Origin of the sequence: Vibrio sp. 1731 (genome assembly GCF_033339955.1) — a bacterium.
Classification (GTDB): Bacteria; Pseudomonadota; Gammaproteobacteria; order Enterobacterales; family Vibrionaceae; genus Vibrio; species Vibrio alginolyticus.
Map to the genome: position 1 here is coordinate 53,833 of NZ_JAWOVO010000010.1, position 19,303 is coordinate 73,135.

The following is a 19,303-nucleotide window of genomic DNA, read 5'->3' on the forward strand; positions in this document are numbered from 1 at the left end:
GGCTTATTGCTCCTTGTTTTTAGCGTCTTGCGAGGCCTTTGGAGCCATTACGTCTTCAGCGTCACTCATCTCAGCTTTAAGAGATTCGAGCTCTTCCTCCGCTTCATGTCCTGCAATCAAGCGATCGAGCTTACCAGTAGCGATTTGCCACGTGACTTGAACAAATCTAAACGTTAGTAGCGCCATTCCAAGTGGCAAAGCGAAGTAAGGAATAAAACGTGGCAGCTTTTCATAACGCTCTCCCTCATTTAACCAGTCGGCCATGAACTGGAGTATTTCAGGCATCGGAATATCGTCCGTTTCATACCACGCTCGGTCGGTAGCGAACGGATACCAGTAGTTCCAAGCGCCAATTAACAGCAAAATAGAGAAGGCTAAGCAACACATTGCTGCAAAAAGCGCCAGGGCTTTTCGTTTACCTTCCGGAACGATGTTAATAATGACATCGACACCAATATGAAAGTGTTTTTTCACACCATAAGATGCGCCAACCAACACCATCCATGCGAACATGAAAACGGTGAGCTCAAGCGCCCAAAGAATATTGTCGTTAAAGACATAACGAAAGATGACATTGGCAAAGGTCAGCAAGGTCATGGCACCCAAGAAGAAAGCAATCAAAGTCTCTTCAATGGCATCGGTGATTCGTCCAGCCTTGGCAAAAAAAGTCTGTTCCATAATTACATCACGTCGTCTGTAGGGAGAAAGAGCCCCCTCAGTTTGAGAGGGCTAAATGTGCTAGCTGTTATTATTTTTGGTTAGACGCCAAAGCGGCTTCGATTAGGTCAGAACCAATGTCTTTTTCGAACTTCTTCCATACTGGTTGAAGTGCAGTGACCCACTCTTGGCGCTGTTCTGGCGTTAGAGTACGAACCACACCACCGGCTTCGATGATATTGTTCTTATTCGCAAGGTTTACTTTGGTTGACTCAGCATTACGCTGCGCAGTTACCTCTTGAACAATGGTATTTAACTGCTCGCGCTGATCATCTGGTAGGTTTTTCCAGAAGTCGTTTGACGTCACAACTAAGTAATCCAAAATTCCGTGGTTCGTTTCCGTAATGCCATCTTGAACTTCGAAGAATTTTTTGCCGTAAATGTTTGACCAAGTATTTTCTTGACCATCAATAACCTTAGTTTGCAAGCCGCCGTAAACTTCTTTGAACGACATTTTTTGTGGGTTAGCACCTAGCTGCTCAAACTGAGCAACGAGTACATCAGAGGCTTGAACACGGAACTTAAGTCCTTCAGCATCAGTTGGAGAAATGAGCGGCTTGTTGGCTGACATTTGCTTCATGCCGTTATGCCAAAACGCAATGCCTTGTAGGCCACGACGTTTCATTGAGTTTTTCAGCTTTTCACCCGCTTCCGAGTTTTGGAAACGGTCAACCGCGTCGACATCATCGAACAAGAAAGGGAGATCGAAAAGGCGGTACTTCTTGGTGAATTTCTCAAACTTAGAAAGAGAAGGAGCAGCGAGTTGAACATCACCATTCAGTAGCGCTTCCAACACTTTGTCATCATCATACAGTGTTGAGTTAGGAAACACCTGCATACAGACTTTACCGTTCATCTCTTCGTTGACGCGCTTTTCAAGTAACGAAGCCGCGATGCCTTTAGGGTGTTTGTCCGCGTTCGTTACATGGCTAAACTTGATGACCGTTTCACCCGGGTCACAATTTGCGGCAGCATTAAAACTGGTAACAGCAAGTGCAGAGACAGATAGTAGAGTTAGAGGCTTAAACATTATTATTCTCCTTGTTGAATCACATCCCATCCCGTCCATGAGTAACTAGGTGTTAGGCGATGGGTACGGATGTTCAACAAAGAGCAATTAATGGACCATGTTAAAATTTATATTCATTTCAATAAATTAACAAAGCCCATTAACATGAATCAGAAGTGTAACGAGTGAATTCCACCCAAGAAAAAGATACAAATGGGTGGGAAATGACCCATTTATGAAGAACAGCTTATCTCCATTTTCTTCCCCCATTCCGGTGGCAATTTCGCGTAATCATCAAACTCGGGTTGCTCATCAAATGGGCGTTTTAACAGTTCGGCCAATCGGTGTAATTCGCTAAAGTCCCCTTCTTCCGCTTTATCAATCGCCAACTGAGCCAAGTAGTTACGCAAGATGTATTTGGGATTGGCTTGACGCATCTGTTTGCAACGCTGTTCGGTTGAAATCAGGCCCCCTAGTTCATCAACCTCTAGCTCACACCGAGCTAAATACAGCTCAAGCCAAGCTCGCGCTGCTTCTCGGTCGAGAAATAAATCGATTACGGCTTGGGAAGGCGCATTATCAAGGTTTGAAAGTGTTCTGAAGAAGCGAGTGTAGTCCGTTTTGTTCTGGTGAAGAAGCTCAAACATAGCTTCAAACAAACGCCCGTCTTCCGCTATCTTAGTTTTTAAGCCCAACTTCTCACGCATGAGGCGGCTGAACTGCTGGCTTAAATGAACTTCAAATTGACTCAACGACGATTCTAAATCTTCTCGTTCAACGAGTGGCGATAGCGCATGCGCCAATGCTGACAAGTTCCAAAGCGCAATTCTAGGCTGTTGATCAAATGCGTAACGACCCTGGTAGTCTGAATGATTACAAATGTATCCCGGCTCATAATCATCAAGAAAGCCAAACGGACCATAATCAAAAGTTTGCCCAAGAATTGACATGTTATCGGTATTCATCACACCATGCGCAAAACCAAAAGCTTGCCAATATGCGATCATCTCGGCTGTTTTAGTCACGATGGCGTCAAACATCGCGGCATATGGTTTCTCCGCCGATGCACAATCAGCAAAGTGCCACTCAATCACCTTATCCGCCAACAGCTTCTGCTCTGCTAACTGGTTGGTGTAAAAGAAATGCTCAAAGTGACCGAATCGAACATGGGTTTCAGCCATTCGAAGTAACAAAGCGCCCGATTCCGTTTTTTCTCGATAAACAGGTGTATCACTGACCATCATACCGAGAGCACGTGTCGTGGGAACCCCAAGGCCTGCCATGGCTTCACTGCACAGGTACTCACGGATAGTCGAGCGTAATACCGCTCGCCCATCCCCCATTCGCGAGTAAGGCGTTAGCCCTGCACCTTTGAGGTGAAGATCAAACCAAGTACCATCCTGATGCTCAATTTCTGCCAACAGTAATCCACGTCCATCGCCCAAATCTGGGTTGTAAACGCCAAACTGATGGCCTGCATATTTCATCGCAAGAGGACGAAATTGTTCGAATTCACTTAGCCCAGAAAAAACCGCCAATAACTCATCGTTTTGCTCTTCTGGTAAACCAAACTGCTGTGCAAACTCACCATTCCAAGCGACCCAGCGAGTGTTGTCCAAGGGTTGTGGCTCGACCAACGTATAGAACGCTGACGGTAATTGACTAAAGCGATGGGTGAAATTGACCCGTTGCCAAATGGACATGTAGGGTTCCTTAATAAAAAGAAGTACTGTTGTGAGTATACGTGTGAATGTCCCTGTCATTCAGCCATGAAATTGGCATGGGTATTTTGCGTGAATAACGCGAAGGCGGCAGGAAGGTATCAACCTGCCGCAGACCATCTCCTAAACGGAGGTAGCATGTAAAAACGATCAAAGGGTTAAGCGGAAAATTCTTCACCCGTTTTTGGTGGCTGTGATGTCGTATCAAAACGAGCGCGTTCGATATCCACTACCGTTTTATAGCTCAACGATAACAATGCCAGCTGGTACGCGCCAAAAATACCATAGGCCACACCGACGAGGCTCAACATAAAGAGATTCGTAAAGTGGCTAAAGATCAGCTGACTGAGCAAGCCCGCACCCAATGGAATTAGTCCCATCAAAATGAATACTTGTTTGTTGTATGCTCTGCTCTGGTTCCACGAACGACGCAAACTGCGCGGTTGATGATCCATTGCAGTCGCTGGCAACACAAATGACCATCGCGCCATTACCCAATAGCCAGGAATGCTTGCAATCGTTGTGATAATAGCCATAGCAACAAAGTCGGCTTCACCACTTTCTGCAATGTAGATAAACGACAACACAAAGATCGGGATACCAATAACGAGCATCATCATCAGTCCAAACAGTATCCACCAGCCTATGAAACGGAATTCTCGAGCTGACAAACGAAATACATCCAACGCAGAGTGCATGTAATCGCCGGCTAAATAAATTCGATGCACACGCACAGCCGCCATAGCGGCAACAAGTGGGTACAAAATAATTGTGACGAAATAAAATCCTGCGACATTGCCTTCTTGAACGTTCGCTTGATCTTTCCCCGTCATTTCAGGATACATAAAAGCAAAAATTGAGTGCACGATAATCAACGGAATACAAGCAATAACAATTGCGAGTAGATTCCTTCTGACCATCATTGCCGCTTCTCGGCATATTTCCGAAACAGAAAAGGCCTCGGTAGACATATAACATCCTTAGTTCATAAAAATCGGCCCCTAGGGTAACCGCAGAGTAGAAAAATCGCTTTAAAAATAATGAGAAACACATCTCATAAGACAATGAGAACGAAACCAAAATAGATCAGATAAAAAATAAGCCACTCAATGTGAGTGGCTTATACCGCAATTCAATACCGTTTTAGACGCGACGTCGCCAGCCTAATGTTGCAAGTAACATCAAAGCCCAATAAGAAACACTGCCGCTACCTTCTGAGTTCTTGAATGTCGTTGTCTTCAAAGAAGCAACAACCGTCACGATAACGTCACCCGTAGCAGTGGCACCATGACCGTCTGAAACCGTATATTGCAGCTTGATGCCGTCAGTAGGGCTATCCGGTGCTTGAAAACGGATTTTGCCATTCTCTACACTCGCACTTCCCACACCCGTTACGTTCTGTACGCTTTCTACAACCAGTTTATCGCCGTTCACATCCGAATCATTGCTCGCTGCATCAATCAGAATACTTTCACCAACGGCAACGGTCGCCGTATCTGCAAGCGTAAGTGGCGCTGCGTTTTTCATGGTTAAATCGACGGTAGCACTGGACGCTTCATTACTAGGATCAGTCACGGTTAAACGGAATGTCAGAACCTCACCCGCTTTTGCACCTTGAGGCACCGTAAAGCTTGTGCTAACACTGGTTGCATTGCCAAGAGAAACTGAAGTGCCAGCCAACTGCTCCCATTTATAACTCAACACATCACCATCAGCATCCGTACTATTTAACGCAGACAACGTGACTCGCTGCCCAACCGTCATGTCTTTATTATCAACATCAATCACGGCCACTGGCGCTTCGTTGCTGCCAAGCACTTCCACCTGCACATTCACGATTGAAGATGAGTACGCACCATCAACCGACAACAAACGATATTGGAAAGTGTCCAGACCAACGAAGTTAGCTTCAGGTTGGTACTGGTTGCCAGAGATGGTGCCGTGCTCAGGCTTCTGCACAATGTCCACATTGAACTGATACCCTACCGCCATGAAATCATTGTCCATCAGGTTCAGTTTGATTGGCGTATTTTTATTGGTTTGTAACGAATCAGATTTCGCTTCAACCAAGTTGCTCGCATCCACATTTAATAATGCTGCAAACGGAATATAAGAGAACCCGGCTTTTTCTAGACCAAACGTGCCAATCTCACTGTAATCACCAGTCCACATTACAGGTAGGGAGGCTTTTTCAGTTTTTAGCAAGCGGCCGAAGTCAAAGTTTGCATCAAATTGACCGCCTTCCAATTCAACGACCAATAAATGCTGACCCGCACTCAATTGGCTTGATTGAGGGAATAAAATTCGAGATGACTTTTGGAAGTTACCTTGCTGTAAAAGCTCAGCGTTGTTTTGATTCAATATTAATCGATAGCCAATGTTTCCAGAAAATGGGAATCGCCAAACTCGATAAGTCATGTCACTTTGAGCGCTATCTCTTTGCGCGTAAAGTTGAAGGCCATCAAGCTCTGTATCACTATTCAAGTCCAGTGACACCGCCAGAGTGTTACTCCCACTCGCGTACACATAACCTTGGTGAAGAGAGTTCAGCCATGCTGATTTATTTGGTTCGTTTGTATGTTCAAGAGAAAAACTACCACCGTTGGTGTTGCTGGCAATGTTGGAAATACGAACCCCAGTATCAAACCCTGTGATCGTTCTCAGACCCGGGGTCGATGTATCTGAAATGACATTGCCACCATTAGGGTATAAATCGTCAGCGTCACTCCTACCATCATTTTCTAACTCATTCAGACCATCAGCCTGCATGATTTGAACCTGCATCGCGCCAACATCATTAAAGCGGTTCTGGACATTGACCGACGTCGCCAGGATACCTTCAGCCGCCAATGCTCGGTCGTAACCGCTAAAGGTGCGATTTTCCAAGTAAACACGTGGGCCAAACTCTTTCAAGTACGGGTCGAGATACACCAGCTTGACATCGTCGTTGTTCACAGAAATAGGCGCTGGACTTTCATGAGTTACCGTTGGTACAACAAAACCAGCAGCGTGTTTGCTCCATGCACTCATGTTCACCGGAGTGTCACCAGCGTATGAATCTCCCGGTTTCTGCGCCCATGAACCGCCACCCATCACGCCCCAAGAGCCGATCGAGGCATCACTGTTCCTTGCGTACAAATCCGGTAAGCCAAGCATTAAGTGGCCAAGCTCGTGTACGATCACGCCCAAGGTCGCTTGATGATCAACTTGATAGTCAGCGAACACACAATAGTCTGTGATCTTTTTACCATCTAGTGTGACATCATCGTGAGAGAATTTGTGCGGCCAAATAGCAGGACGGTTGAGAACCCCTGTTGAACGATCGCCCCCCGCAAAAATAAACATGACAGAGAGTTCTGACGGTTCTACGGTACCATTTTGATTGCTGTCGTAGGCCGAAAGATTAAAGTATGGATCCAGTTTTTGATAAGCCTCGGTGAAAACCGCATTCAACTTGGCGGTGCATGTCTTATCAGTCGAACTAGAGTGACAGTTAGGGTGGCTTTGTGCCACAGTCACATCTATCACACCGTCATTGGCGGTGCCGTAACTCTCAAGTGCAGGAACAACTTTGAATTTACCTTGAGAGTTTTTATCAAAGTAATCCACAACGCTTTGACCATTGGTATTAAATACGCGTTGCTCAAAATCATGCACCATTGCTTGGTCATCAAACGAAACTTGCACAACCAATAGGGGCTGCTGCTTCACCGTTGAACTGCTCATCGCCTGGTAACCTTGCGCCGAGCGCAGTAGGTTTTTTCGTGCCATCGGTTCAATGGTTTTTAGAGAAGATAATTGCGGTTTAACTTGTAAATCCGGGCGAAACCTCGCCGACTCAGGTGGCTCACTCGACTGCGTTTTCACCACACCTGTCGAGATCAATATTGGCGTGTCTGACTCGCGCTGAATCTGCGCGAAAAACCAAACGCCGTCTTCCTGAAGTAAGGCATTGCCCTGCTTATCTTCAAACCAGTGGAAATCTGCCGTTCCACGTAGAATTGCCTCACTGGAGCTACCATCGCTCAACGCAATAGTATGCCAAACCGGTGATGGCGGAGTAGTTGCCATGCTCTTCCCTGCAAGAAGCGCAGTTAGCATAGCCATGGCGAGTGTGTTGAATTTCAAAGTACGACTCCATCTTTTCGATTCGTTCATTAATACCAAGCACAACAAACACAAAGTAACCCTATGGGCATAGAGTAAAGCTGAGTGACTATTGACGAAGGCTGGTATCAATTCGCTCAGATAACACGACGTAGTTTGGTGTCACACTACAAAGGCGTCGGATTCCAAAACGCTGTTATGAGCGTAGCTTCTGAGAATATAAACTGAGTGAATGAATAGTATCGAAACGAAAGGAATAAGAAATGAACTTCTACGAATTTGTAGGTAAAACTGGGCAACATTCCACATATTCTATAAATGTACGAGCACTGCTATTAATCAATGCTCGTAATGGTCGCGCGGCCATTGTTTAACGCTATATTAACCTGTAAGAACGGCGTCTTCTGGGTATTTGACCAAGGTAGGTTCAGGACGTGCCAACATATAGGCAAGCGTGAGCGGCCCAATACGACCAATGATCATCACCACGATCATAATGTATTTACCAGGTTCAGAAAGTTCCGCAGTCAAACCGGCGGTGAGCCCCACTGTGGCAAATGCGGAAATGGTTTCAAACATAACTTTATCAAAGCTGGCCTTCTCGGTAAGCATCAATAAAAACATTGCGCTTGTCAGGATGGCTCCGCTCACAACGATAATTGCCAATGACTTAGTCACAGTTTGCCAATTTATGGTTCGCTTAAACATAACCACATGTTTCTTTTGGCGTAAAAAGGTCCACGTAGCCATAAACGCAACAGCAAATGTGGAAACTTTAATACCGCCCCCCGTTGAGGTGGAACCCGCTCCAATTAACATCAGAACAATCATGACCAGTAAGGCCGGCTGGGTAAACAACGCCAAGTCAACACTATTAAACCCTGCCGTTCGCGCACTCGCAGATTGAAAGAATGCCGCCAACCATTGCCCTGTTGCAGGTAAAGACGCCATTGTGTTTGGGTTGCTTCGCTCAAGTAACCAAAACATCATCGTTCCGACTAAGAGCAATATCGGTGTCGCAATCAGCATGATTTTGGTGTGAAGATGCAAAAAGTGGAAACCTTTGCGCCAGTTTAGCCAGATGTCACCCACAACAGTAAAACCAAGCCCGCCAAAAATGAATAGCCCCGCCAGTGTAAAGATAACCAACGGATCATTCACAAAGCTCATCATACTGTCAGAAAACAGCGCGAACCCAGCGTTGTTAAATGCAGAAATTGCATGAAACAAGGCGTAAAACATACCAGTCTTCCAGCCCATTTCAGGGACCCAGCGGATAGAGAGAAAAATAAACCCGATCGTTTCTGCAACAAGCGCGAAAACAACAATCCGCTTTACTAGTCGGTTTAGATTGACTTGCCGATCTTGCCCTAATGCTTCTTTCGCCAGCGCTTGTTGACGCAAACTCAAACGCACGCCGAACATATAGAGTAAGACCGCCGACAAAGTCATCTGCCCCAACCCACCGATTTGCATTAAAAACATCAGCAAGATTTTGCCCGCAAGCGTAAAGTGTTGCCCAGTATCGACAACACCAAGCCCTGTCACACTAATAGCGGACGTTGCAGTAAACAAAGCATCCGTTATCGACAGGCCCGTAACAGAAAAAACTGGCAAGGTTAGCAATACCGCAGAAGGCAGTAAAACACCGAGAAAACTGAGCAATATAATTCGCGGTTCGTTGCCTTTCGCTTTCTCTTGTTTACCATCTGGTGCGTAAAAAACACCTTTCTGATGAAAATACGTCATAGCGATTTTAATTTATTTGCGAGCGCATCTTGAGGGCCGACCACAATAATTAGGTCACCAATTTCTAGTGTGGTATTAAGGTCAGGTGCCTTGGTAATTTCTGGGCCCCGTTTAAACCCTAGCACTTGCACGCCATCGACTTTGCACAGAGCCAAATCACTTAGTGTCTTACCCATCCAACGAGAGCCAATCACAAACTCCGTCATAGCTAAGCCACTGCCTAATGGGTGGAACTCAAGAACCCGTTTATCGAGCATTTTACGCGCGACACGTATCCCCATGTCACGCTCAGGCATGATAATGTGGTCTGCGCCAATTTTTTGCAGAACACGAGCTTGGAAGCGGTCGTTGGCTTTAACCCATACTGACTTTACTCCCGCCTCTTTAGCAATCAATGTCGCAAGAATACTGGCATTGACATCCGCTCCGATGGCAATCATCACCATGTCGTAATCATCAAGTTTGAGCTCAGCAACCGTCTCTTCGTGAGTACAGTTAGCCACAACCGCCTGACTAACAAAACTGGCGGCTTCTTTAACTCTGTCTTCGTTGATGTCAACGGCTAAAACTTGAGCGCCTGAATCTTGTAACTCTTTACACACTGCCAAACCAAATCGGCCAAGACCAATAACGGCGAATTGCTTATCACCTGTTTTCATTTGTGCCCCATCTTATGCATTCATTAGCAAGCAAAAAAGTTTGCGCCCATTCCTTACCTTGTGCAAACCTGCGGACAGATAATTGACAAAAGCTTAACGCACCTTGATTCACTTTACGTGTTAAGCGTATGACACTGATTAACTTTTTTCCTCATTACCGAATAGAAACCGTCGCGATGGCTACATAATTGGATGCCTTAAAACGCAAAAAGCCGCAAGAATGCGGCTTTTAGATCATGGGATAAACTGGCTATTTTGATTCGCGCTTATCGTGCGGTTTACGTTTATTCTTAGGCACGTAATTTAAAATTGAAATTGGTACTGGCTTTCTTGGCGCAAAACCTTCAATTTCCACTCGCTCTAGCAAGTGCCCTAAACGACTTTCAATCATGCAGAGGTTCTTAAAGTCGTCTTTTGAAACCAGTGATATCGCCTCACCTTTCGCGCCAGCACGACCTGTACGACCAATACGATGTACATACTCATCCGCTGGGTAAGGTAAATCGTAGTTGATGACAACTGGCAGATTATCAATATCAATACCGCGCGCAGCAACGCCGGTTGCGACTAAGTACTGGATTTCACCCGCTTTAAACTTTTCTATTAATTCCTGGCGAACACGCTGATTACGGCCACTGTGGAATGCTTCTGCCACAATGCCACGTTTCTCAAGTTGGCTTACCAGTTTGGCTGCGCCGTGTTTAGTTTCAATAAATACCAGTACTTGCGACCAGTCATTTTCTTTAAGCAAGTGACTTAACAGCGACGACTTCATGTCTTTATCGACGGTCGTGATCCACTGTTTAATATTTGATTTTGAAGCACTGTGCTTTGCAATCGTGATCTCTTCAGGATCAATAATCGCATTTTTCGCCAAGTCACGAACAGGGTTAGATAACGTCGCTGAGAACAGCAAACTTTGCACATGTTCTGGCATACAGTCGACGATTTTGTCGATCGCATCGATGAATCCCATATCCAACATTTTGTCGGCTTCATCAAGCACTAGCATTTCCACTTCATCAAAGTGAATCGCGCGTTGACCGTACAGATCAATCAAGCGCCCAGGCGTGCTTACCACAATATCGACACCCTCGATCAAGGCTTGTTTTTGTGGTGCATAATCCACACCACCAAACATCGCCATTGAGCGTAATGGTAAGTTTTTACCATAAGCTTCAATACTTTGATGAACCTGAAGCGCAAGTTCGCGTGTTGGCGTTAGGATAATCGCACGAGCGCGTTTTTTACGTTGCGTTTCGCCTCGACTAAGCTTTTCTAAGATTGGCAGAACAAAACTGGCCGTTTTACCTGTGCCCGTTTGCGCTGCTGCAATTAAATTGCGGCCACGCAATACGATTGGAATGGCTTTTTGTTGGATAGAAGTGGGTTTTTCATAACCTAACGCTTTTACTGCATCAGCAATCGATGCGCTTAAACCAAGCTTAGAAAATGGCATAGAAAGGTCTCAACAGAGGAAATGGGCGCGTAGTGTATCAGAATCCCCGTGAAGTAACAGAAGGATTCATGCGCGAAAAACTAGGAACATGACACAATCTTAGCCCATGAAATTGGGCTGCAAACCTTTTTCTAATTTTTTCCTCACTTTGTAGGAAACATCATTAAGCGTGATTTTCCCCGTTTTGTGGCGGTCGATACCTGCATTCTGTCGATAGGCAATTGAGCCTTGTCTGAACAAAACGAAAGACGGCGGTTTACCAATCGCAGCAGGGTAGAGAATGGCCATGTAAGCATCTTCTAAGCTATTAATTTTATTTCGATAGGGCCAATAGTACGCTTTCACATAGTCAAGTTGTTCAAGCGCGCTCATTCTCGCAAGAGTCTTTGTGTTCACTCCTAATGACTCTGCGGTAGAGGGCATAAATTGAATTAACCCTGTAGCCCCGCTTCCGGAACCATTTTTGATGCTTGGACTGAAAGTTTCAGCAGTTTCAAATGCCATGCACGCCATAAGATGATTAGGATTGATCTTTAGCTCTTTACTAATACGAATGACTTTAGATTTGAACTCTGGAGAAACTTTACCTCCCCACGCTACCGCGTTCTCGGGATCTGCAATCGAAGAGACCGTTGATGCGTCATGTTCTTCGACAATTTTAGAAAGTAGAGGAAGCGTTTGGCGTAGTCGATGGCTCGAACTCACCAAGCGAATTGATTTGGTAAGAAACTTGTCTTTTTTTTGATGTAGTTTTTGGAACTTTACTAACTTATACAGTTGCTTATAAACCGTTTTCACAACGAAGCCGGATGTAGGGAACACTCCCAGAATGTAATCCATTTCCTACAAATTTAATATAAATATCAGCAACAGGAATTCTAGATGTGATCAATGTCACCATAAAAATTCTCAAATTCGATACACACCGATGTAAGTGGTCAATGTGTCTCCAACACGCTAGAAGTAAAAGTACAGAGGCATTAAAAAGGTCTTACCAATTTTTTGGTAAGACCTAGGTTTACTGATTCTCGGATAAGCGAATGTATATTCTTACAGTTCAGCTTCCCGAACCAGTTCTGCAAGCGTCGACAAACGCTGCTCACTTTGTTTTACGTAAGGATTATTCGTATCCCAAGCATATCCAGCCAAAATCGCACTAATCATCTGTTTAATACGTGGGTTCGGGTTTTGATAGAAAATCACATCTTGCAACGTGCCGTTGTACCAGCCTTCCACATAAGTGCGGAATGTGTTCACTCCCACCATTAAGCGTTGCGAGTACTCTTCTTGCCAATCAACCTTTTCACCATTCAGCTGACGAACCAAGCAGTCCGCTGCAAACTCTGCCGATTTCATGGCGATAGTGACACCCGATGAAAATACAGGATCAAGAAACTCACCAGCATTACCAAGCAACGCGTAGTGCTCTGTCGCTAAACGTTTGACGTTAGCAGAATAGCCACCCAACTCGCCTGCTGGATTCGGGTAATTCGCGTTTCGCAATAAAGCAGCCAAACCCGGCTCTTCATTGGCTAACTGCTGCAACGCTGCAATCTTATCTTCTGGGTATTGTTCGAAAAATTCTGGCTCACCCACCACGCCAAACGAACAAGTACCATTAGAGAATGGAATTAGCCAGTACCATACGTCGTGATTTTCAGGATGAACTGAAATTAAAATTTTGTTGCGATCGTATTCCGGCTCTTGGGGAGAGATATGATCTTCGATATGGGTAAAGATCGCTTTTCTAGGCGGAAGACAAGAAGGTTCTTCTAGCTCCAACAAGCGTGGCAAAACACGCCCAAAGCCACTTGCATCCAACACAAAATCTGCTTCGATTTGATAAGCCTTCTTATTTGAGTCGAGCACTTCTAATCGAGACTTTTTCCCTTCAAACACTAGATTGAGCAGTTCATGCTGATAGCGAATCTCTACGCCTTGCTCTTCAGCGCTATCTGCCAATACTTTATCAAAGCTGGCACGTTGAACCTGAAACGTCGTGCCCGGTCCTGGAGTGTATTTGTTTGTAAAGTCGAACTGGGTGTATACGCCATTACGACGAAATGCAGCACCATCTTTATACTGGAAACCAAACTGCTTTACTGCATTGGTCATTCCTGCTTGTTCAACAACTTCCATACATGCAGGGAGTAGGCTTTCTCCTATGGAAAAACGTGGAAAAGTCGCTTTTTCTAAGACAACAACATCTATGCCACGCGATTTTAATAACGCAGAAACGGTTGAACCTGATGGCCCCGCTCCTACGACAACAACTTGCTTGAGCTCTGTTTTCATTCTGAATTTAGTTTGCTTGTAGTTTTAATAAGGTATGACCAAGGCCAATATTGTCGGTTCTTTCAACGACAGATAAACCTGCCGCTTCGACAATTTCTAAGAAATCATCACTGCGATAAAAGCGACTATTACCGTTAGCTAAACAGGTAAAATAAAGAGAAGTGGCATTAAGGCTATAGGAAGCTCCCGCGTATTTTTGAGCATCCCAAAACAGCTCCAATACGTAAATAGTATCTCCCTTCGTTAACTGGGCTTTAACTTTTTTAAGGATATTGAGGATCTCAATTGGGGAAAAGCAATCCAAGAACTGGCTCATCCACCATACGTCAGCATGCTCAGGCAATGTTTGTGCTTTATCAAGCATGTTTGCAGGGTATGGACGTACACGCTCGAAGAACTGGTTTTCTGAAACATTCTTCATCGCTACTTCTAATTGCTGCGGTAAATCAACAATCGTCACTTGAACGTCAGGGTCATGTTTACAACACTGAATCGCCCATTTTCCCGTATTTCCGCCAATATCCACAAGATGCTTTGGCTTGCTTGCAAATACCTCTTTAAGCAGAAGTGGGAACGAGCGATCCGAATAGAAATGATCGAACTTAAACCAGCTCTGTTTGGCTTGTTCTGGTAACGTCGATAGACCTTGATAGATGGTCTCCCAATTGCCCAACTCTTTCAAACCAGACGGTTTACCTTCTTGAATTGCTTCCGTCAAATGCATCATCGCGGCGTAACAAACATCTGCCGTAAAATCCATGTTTGCATTCGTCATACCATCATGAAGAAGGTAAAAACCAAGGTTTGCAAGCGAATAGTTAGGTCGTTCCCATAAAACAATATGCGCACTAATCGCCATATCCAACAGTACTTTAACACCATATTCTGATACTCCCGTTTTCTCGGCAATATCTGTGGCACTCATGCCTTGTGCGCCAGCGCTGTCTAAAGCGGCTAAAATACCTAAATCTCGAAGCGTTTTGGCGGTCTGGAACACGATTGGTGCAAAAGATAACTTCTGAGCTTCTGTCTTCGCTTCAAAAGCATTAAAAGGGTCATTATTTTGATTTAACACGGAAAAACCTAACTGCAATTAATAGTTTTATTGTTGAGATTGATTGCCCAACAATGCAATAGCTCGCTGAATATCAACATTCAAGTTGTTTACCCAACGATTGTAATTGCGGTGGATTTTGCCATCACTTGCTTTGAGATTTACTGAGTTGAGATAAATAATTGAGTAATATTTATTATTGTATGGGATTTTTACTTCTGCAGAGTGTTTACGAACGTGGATTTTTGCAATAAGAACACCAGGGCTTACTTCTTCGATCGTCCAGCCTCGGTTAGTTGCTGATTGCACTATGGCCATTTTTACTTGTTTATTTTGAAGATCATAAGCAACTGGAGTATCCTCCACATTCATTACAGGTTGTACTCGTCCACAACCAACAAGAAGCAAAGTTAATAATAACGAGACATACAGCTTAAAACGCGACATGATAATTTCCTTTTTATTGTGAATTTGGGTCAACCCCAATTTGTATCGAGCTGTAAAATAAACAATTTAACCCAATATGCCAAACTCGAAGATCAACATTTCGTTCAATATTGATGCGTGGACAGCGAATTCATTCGGTTTATCCGAATCCAATGACTGGAAACAATGGGCAACAGAGATAAAATGGCCAGAAGATGGCAAAATCAATGTTGCAAATATTCCTGCGATGATGCGCAGAAGAATGAGCCCACTCAGTAAACTGGCGGTACAAACTGCAATCGAAATGCTTAATCAACATCAAGTTGATTACCTTGTATTTTCAAGCCGTCATGGTGAACTGCATCGCAGCATCGCACTAGTTGAAGATATAATTAATGGAGAAGAGGCGTCTCCGATGGCTTTTTCTCAATCGGTGCACAATACCGCCGCAGGGCTTGCCACTATCGCAACTAAACAACCCATTCCCCTAACTTCTATCGCTGCGGCAGAAAACACATTCCAAAGCGCAATATTAGAAGCATGGCTGTTTTTGTCCGACAATCCTGACAAAAAAGTACTGCTTGTTGATTTTGATGAGCCTATGCCTGACTCTTATTTAGAATATGAAAACCAACAATACCAAGGGTTTGGACTTGGCTTAATACTTTCTCATGGAGACAATTTCGCGATACAAAGCTCCATAAACGCAGAACGTTCCGGTCATCCTCTTCCTCAAGGTTTAGTATTTTTGCAACAATACTTGTTAGATAAAAGCCAGTGGACTATTTTCGCTCCGCAACAAGCTTGGGAATGGCACAAAAAATGACTCGCTTAAATCAGTATTGGCGTGTGCTAGCAACAGGCTTTTGTTTTTCAGTATTTGGGTTAGGTGGTTTAGTACTGAGCTTCATTGTTATTCCGACCATTCGTATTTTTGTTTCAGACCAAACGGAACGCGAATATAAAGTTCAAGGTGCGATTCGATATTCATTCAACACATTTTGTAAATTGATGAAGTTGAGTGGCGCAATCGATTATCAAATTATTGGTGCCGATATTCTTCAACAAGATCGTAATTGTTTAATTGTTGCCAACCACCCTAGTTTAATCGATTACGTTCTCATTGCTTCACAATTAAATCGCTGCGACTGTTTAGTAAAATCGGCAATATGGTCGAATCCTTTTATGAAGCACATCGTAAAAGCAGCCGGATATATTCCCAATGAAGCACCGGATGATTTATTAGCACTTTGTGATGAACGATTTAACAAAGGCAACGTGTTGCTTATATTTCCTGAAGGAACAAGAACAACACCAGGTGTAGAGCCGAAATTACAACGCGGTGCAGCACAAATTGCGGTAAGAACAGAACGAGATTTAAGAGTTGTCCATATTACGGTAACGCCAAGTTTCCTCACAAAAGAGAAAAAATGGTATCAAGTACCGGCAACAAAGCCCTTTTTCAGGGTTGAAGTTAAGGATAAAGTTGAGATTACCCCCTTTATAAAGCAAACTACGTCGCCGACAATAGCGGCGCGACGCTTACAACAGCACCTAGCTGAAAACATTTTTCCAGAAAACTTTTATTAATAAGCAGGTCCCAGTGGAACAGTTACACAACGACATTAAGCAACTTATTATTGATGCTTTAAACCTTGAAGATTTAACCGTAGATGATATTGAAACGGATGCACCACTTTTTGGTGATGGACTTGGCTTAGATTCTATCGACGCGCTTGAGCTTGGACTCGCAATAAAAAAACAATACAACATCGTTATTGATGCCGACGACTCAAATACGCGCGAACACTTTGCGTCTGTAGCAAATCTAGCGAAATACGTTTCTTCTCAAACTAATGAATAAGTTGTAGGTATATTCATGACTGATGTAAATAAAGATCAAGTATTTGAACAAGTTAAAGATGCGCTTGTTGAGCTGTTCGAAATTGATGCAGCCGACATTCAATCAGATGCGCACTTATACCAAGATCTCGATCTTGATAGCATTGACGCCGTTGATTTGGTCGTACACCTACAGAATGTCACTGGCAAAAAAATCAAGCCGGCAGAGTTTAGTACAGTAAGAACCGTCGACGATGTGGTTAACGCTGTTACTGAGTTATTGAAGGAAAGTTAATGCGCCAATTGCTGACTGGTCTGTCTGCAATTGTACTGTTTGCCTACCCCTTCGCCGTCTATTTCGGTATAGATAAATTTGGCTTGAACTTAGTTGGGGGCTTGTTAATTGCTGCGTTACTTTTGCGTGTTTTCGTCGCAAATAAGACCCCACTAAAAGAGTTTAAGTTCTTGGCGCTCGTTACGGGCGCTGTTGGCATTGTCCTAATTACGCTTGGCATGGTGTTTAAACAACATGGGTGGCTTCAGTTTTACCCTGTCGTTGTCAATGTATGTATGCTGTGTGTATTTGGACTGAGCTTAAAACAGCCGCAATCGATCATAGAGAGGCTTGCTCGCTTGCAAGAACCCGACCTTCCGGCTAGTGGCGTGACTTACACTCGCAAAGTGACGATGGTTTGGTGCGCCTTTTTTACGCTCAACGCTGCTGTTGCACTCTATACCTGTTTCCTACCAGTAAAAATATGGACGCTTTATAACGGCCTCATCAGCTACTTACTTGCTGGTGGCTTGTTCGCTGGAGAATGGATCGTGCGTCAATTTGTTCGAAAGGAACACTAATCGTATGAATACAACGTATTCGAGCTTTACCTCCCTAGCGACCTTGTTCATCGCAGAGAGGTCTGAGCAATCCCCAGTCTCTTACGAGCGCGACACGGTTATCACGTGGGGTGATTTCCAGCAGCACGTCGCAACACTTGCTCAGCAGTTAGAAACCCAACCAACGCAAAACATTGCGTTGTGTTTTGGCAACAGCTACCTGTTTGCCGTTGGCTTTTTTGCTTGTAGTTATGCAGGAAAATCCGTTGTATTACCTGGTAATTACCAACCAGAAGCACTCAAAGAGCTCAGTGAGCACTACGATTTGTTGCTGCATGATGCCGATGTCTCGGTTCCAGAACTGGTGAGCTCGCTTTTGATCGAAGCTCAATCATTGCTAGAAACCACCGTGATTAACGAGTCAGAGGCCAAACAACCTTATTTTTGGCGTGAATTAAACCTGGCGGAAATACCGGTAACGCTATTCACTTCGGGTTCAAGCGGCACACCAAAAGCCATTGCAAAAACGCTGAAACAGCTCGACATCGAAGTTTCTATTCTAGATAACCTATGGGGCGACACGGTTGCCAGCACACGCGTTGAAAGCACCGTTTCTCATCAACACATTTACGGCTTGCTGTTCCGCGTATTGTGGCCTTTGTGCTCTGCACGTCCATTTTCAGCACACAACCTTGAGTTCCCAGAGCAAATTGTCCATCACGCTGATGCTGACACCACGCTAGTAAGCAGCCCTGCGTTACTAAAACGACTCAGTGAAGAGCACAATCCGGTTGCGATTCGGTGTGTATTTTCTTCTGGTGGCCCCTTGCCAAACCAAGCGGCGCAGCACAGCCAGCAGTTGTTTGGGTCACTTCCTATTGAAGTTTTTGGCAGCACAGAAACCGGCGGCATCGCTTACCGTCAGCAGCACGTAGCCAGCACTCCTTGGACGTTATTCCCTGGTGTTGAAGCCGAGCTTAACCATGAGAATTGTTTAAAGCTCCGCTCGCCACACATTGATGAAAACACTTGGTACCAAACTGCGGATGAATGCTATTTCCATGATAGTATTTCTTTTGAATTGCGTGGACGCACTGACCGAATCGTCAAAGTCGAAGAAAAGCGTATTTCCCTTGTCGAAGTGGAAAAACGTTTAGAGCAATTGCCGTGGGTTCAAGAAAGCGTGGTGATCCCAATGGAAGAATCTGGTCGCCTCACGTTAGTCTCGATCATCGTACTTAACGATAAAGGCAGCGATGTGCTTAATGAACTTGGTAAAGGCAAATTTTGGCTTGAGCTTCGCAAGGCACTGCGCAATTGGCTAGAACCGATCGCTATCCCGAGAAAATTCCGAGTGATCGACGAAATTCCATTGAACAGCCAAGGCAAACGCCAAGTTGCTGAAATTGAAAAACTATTCCAATAAAGCTA

18 protein-coding genes are annotated in these 19,303 nt (G+C 44.5%); 6 read left to right on the forward strand and 12 right to left on the reverse strand.

The window, feature by feature from the left end:
- Positions 1–3 precede the first annotated feature (3 nt).
- The 12 genes from R7035_RS13480 to R7035_RS13535 form a co-directional block, all read right to left on the reverse strand.
- A complete protein-coding gene (locus R7035_RS13480) occupies positions 4–678 on the reverse strand; it encodes a TRAP transporter small permease (RefSeq protein ID WP_005384308.1) in 675 nt (224 codons plus the stop codon).
- 70 nt (positions 679–748) lie between these two features.
- Positions 749–1,747 carry a TRAP transporter substrate-binding protein gene (locus R7035_RS13485; protein WP_262651948.1) on the reverse strand — a complete coding sequence of 333 codons (999 nt, stop codon included), beginning with the start codon at positions 1,745–1,747 and terminating at the stop codon, positions 749–751.
- Positions 1,748–1,959: 212 nt separating this feature from the next.
- Entirely contained in the window at positions 1,960–3,429 is a 1,470-nt protein-coding gene (locus tag R7035_RS13490; protein WP_182016605.1) for a protein adenylyltransferase SelO, read from the reverse strand.
- A 176-nt stretch (positions 3,430–3,605) separates the two neighbouring features.
- Positions 3,606–4,418 carry a sugar transporter gene (locus R7035_RS13495; protein WP_256901321.1) on the reverse strand — a complete coding sequence of 271 codons (813 nt, stop codon included), beginning with the start codon at positions 4,416–4,418 and terminating at the stop codon, positions 3,606–3,608.
- A gap of 172 nt (positions 4,419–4,590) precedes the next feature.
- Entirely contained in the window at positions 4,591–7,575 is a 2,985-nt protein-coding gene (locus R7035_RS13500; RefSeq protein WP_165935338.1) for a M6 family metalloprotease domain-containing protein, read from the reverse strand.
- A gap of 360 nt (positions 7,576–7,935) precedes the next feature.
- A complete protein-coding gene (locus R7035_RS13505) occupies positions 7,936–9,303 on the reverse strand; it encodes a TrkH family potassium uptake protein (RefSeq protein ID WP_064353721.1) in 1,368 nt (455 codons plus the stop codon).
- A complete protein-coding gene (locus R7035_RS13510; protein ID WP_005388291.1) occupies positions 9,300–9,962 on the reverse strand; it encodes a potassium channel family protein in 663 nt (220 codons plus the stop codon). Before R7035_RS13510 ends, R7035_RS13505 begins: the two co-directional genes overlap by 4 nt.
- 250 nt (positions 9,963–10,212) lie before the next feature.
- Entirely contained in the window at positions 10,213–11,421 is a 1,209-nt protein-coding gene (locus tag R7035_RS13515) for a DEAD/DEAH box helicase (RefSeq protein ID WP_005382264.1), read from the reverse strand.
- A gap of 99 nt (positions 11,422–11,520) precedes the next feature.
- Positions 11,521–12,261, reverse strand: coding sequence for a transglycosylase SLT domain-containing protein (locus R7035_RS13520; RefSeq protein WP_080960101.1), 741 nt, complete (start codon positions 12,259–12,261; stop codon positions 11,521–11,523).
- Between the two features lie 210 nt (positions 12,262–12,471).
- Positions 12,472–13,716: an NAD(P)/FAD-dependent oxidoreductase gene (locus tag R7035_RS13525; RefSeq protein ID WP_005382268.1), complete on the reverse strand. Its 1,245-nt coding sequence runs from the start codon at positions 13,714–13,716 to the stop codon at positions 12,472–12,474.
- 7 nt (positions 13,717–13,723) lie between these two features.
- A complete protein-coding gene (locus R7035_RS13530) occupies positions 13,724–14,791 on the reverse strand; it encodes a methyltransferase (protein ID WP_031779087.1) in 1,068 nt (355 codons plus the stop codon).
- 27 nt (positions 14,792–14,818) lie between these two features.
- On the reverse strand, positions 14,819–15,217 hold the full coding sequence (locus tag R7035_RS13535; protein ID WP_005382272.1) for a hypothetical protein: 399 nt from the start codon (positions 15,215–15,217) through the stop codon (positions 14,819–14,821).
- A 76-nt stretch (positions 15,218–15,293) separates the two neighbouring features.
- Between R7035_RS13535 and R7035_RS13540 the strand changes: the two genes are divergently transcribed.
- The 6 genes from R7035_RS13540 to R7035_RS13565 are packed head-to-tail and all read left to right on the forward strand — an operon-like array spanning position 15,294 to position 19,298.
- Positions 15,294–16,022, forward strand: a complete 729-nt coding sequence (locus tag R7035_RS13540; RefSeq protein ID WP_170890769.1) for a beta-ketoacyl synthase chain length factor — start codon at positions 15,294–15,296, stop codon at positions 16,020–16,022.
- Positions 16,019–16,786, forward strand: coding sequence for a lysophospholipid acyltransferase family protein (locus tag R7035_RS13545; protein WP_005388305.1), 768 nt, complete (start codon positions 16,019–16,021; stop codon positions 16,784–16,786). The genes R7035_RS13540 and R7035_RS13545 overlap by 4 nt, the downstream gene beginning before the upstream one ends.
- Before the next feature lie 13 nt (positions 16,787–16,799).
- Positions 16,800–17,060, forward strand: a complete 261-nt coding sequence (locus R7035_RS13550) for a phosphopantetheine-binding protein (protein WP_005382278.1) — start codon at positions 16,800–16,802, stop codon at positions 17,058–17,060.
- 15 nt (positions 17,061–17,075) lie between these two features.
- Positions 17,076–17,333, forward strand: coding sequence for an acyl carrier protein (locus tag R7035_RS13555; RefSeq protein WP_025766966.1), 258 nt, complete (start codon positions 17,076–17,078; stop codon positions 17,331–17,333).
- A complete protein-coding gene (locus R7035_RS13560) occupies positions 17,333–17,893 on the forward strand; it encodes a hypothetical protein (RefSeq protein WP_132936505.1) in 561 nt (186 codons plus the stop codon). The genes R7035_RS13555 and R7035_RS13560 overlap by 1 nt, the downstream gene beginning before the upstream one ends.
- Positions 17,894–17,897: 4 nt before the next feature.
- The gene (locus R7035_RS13565; RefSeq protein ID WP_318146163.1) at positions 17,898–19,298 is read left to right on the forward strand and encodes an AMP-binding protein; all 1,401 of its coding nucleotides are present in this window, start codon (positions 17,898–17,900) and stop codon (positions 19,296–19,298) included.
- Positions 19,299–19,303: the final 5 nt, after the last annotated feature.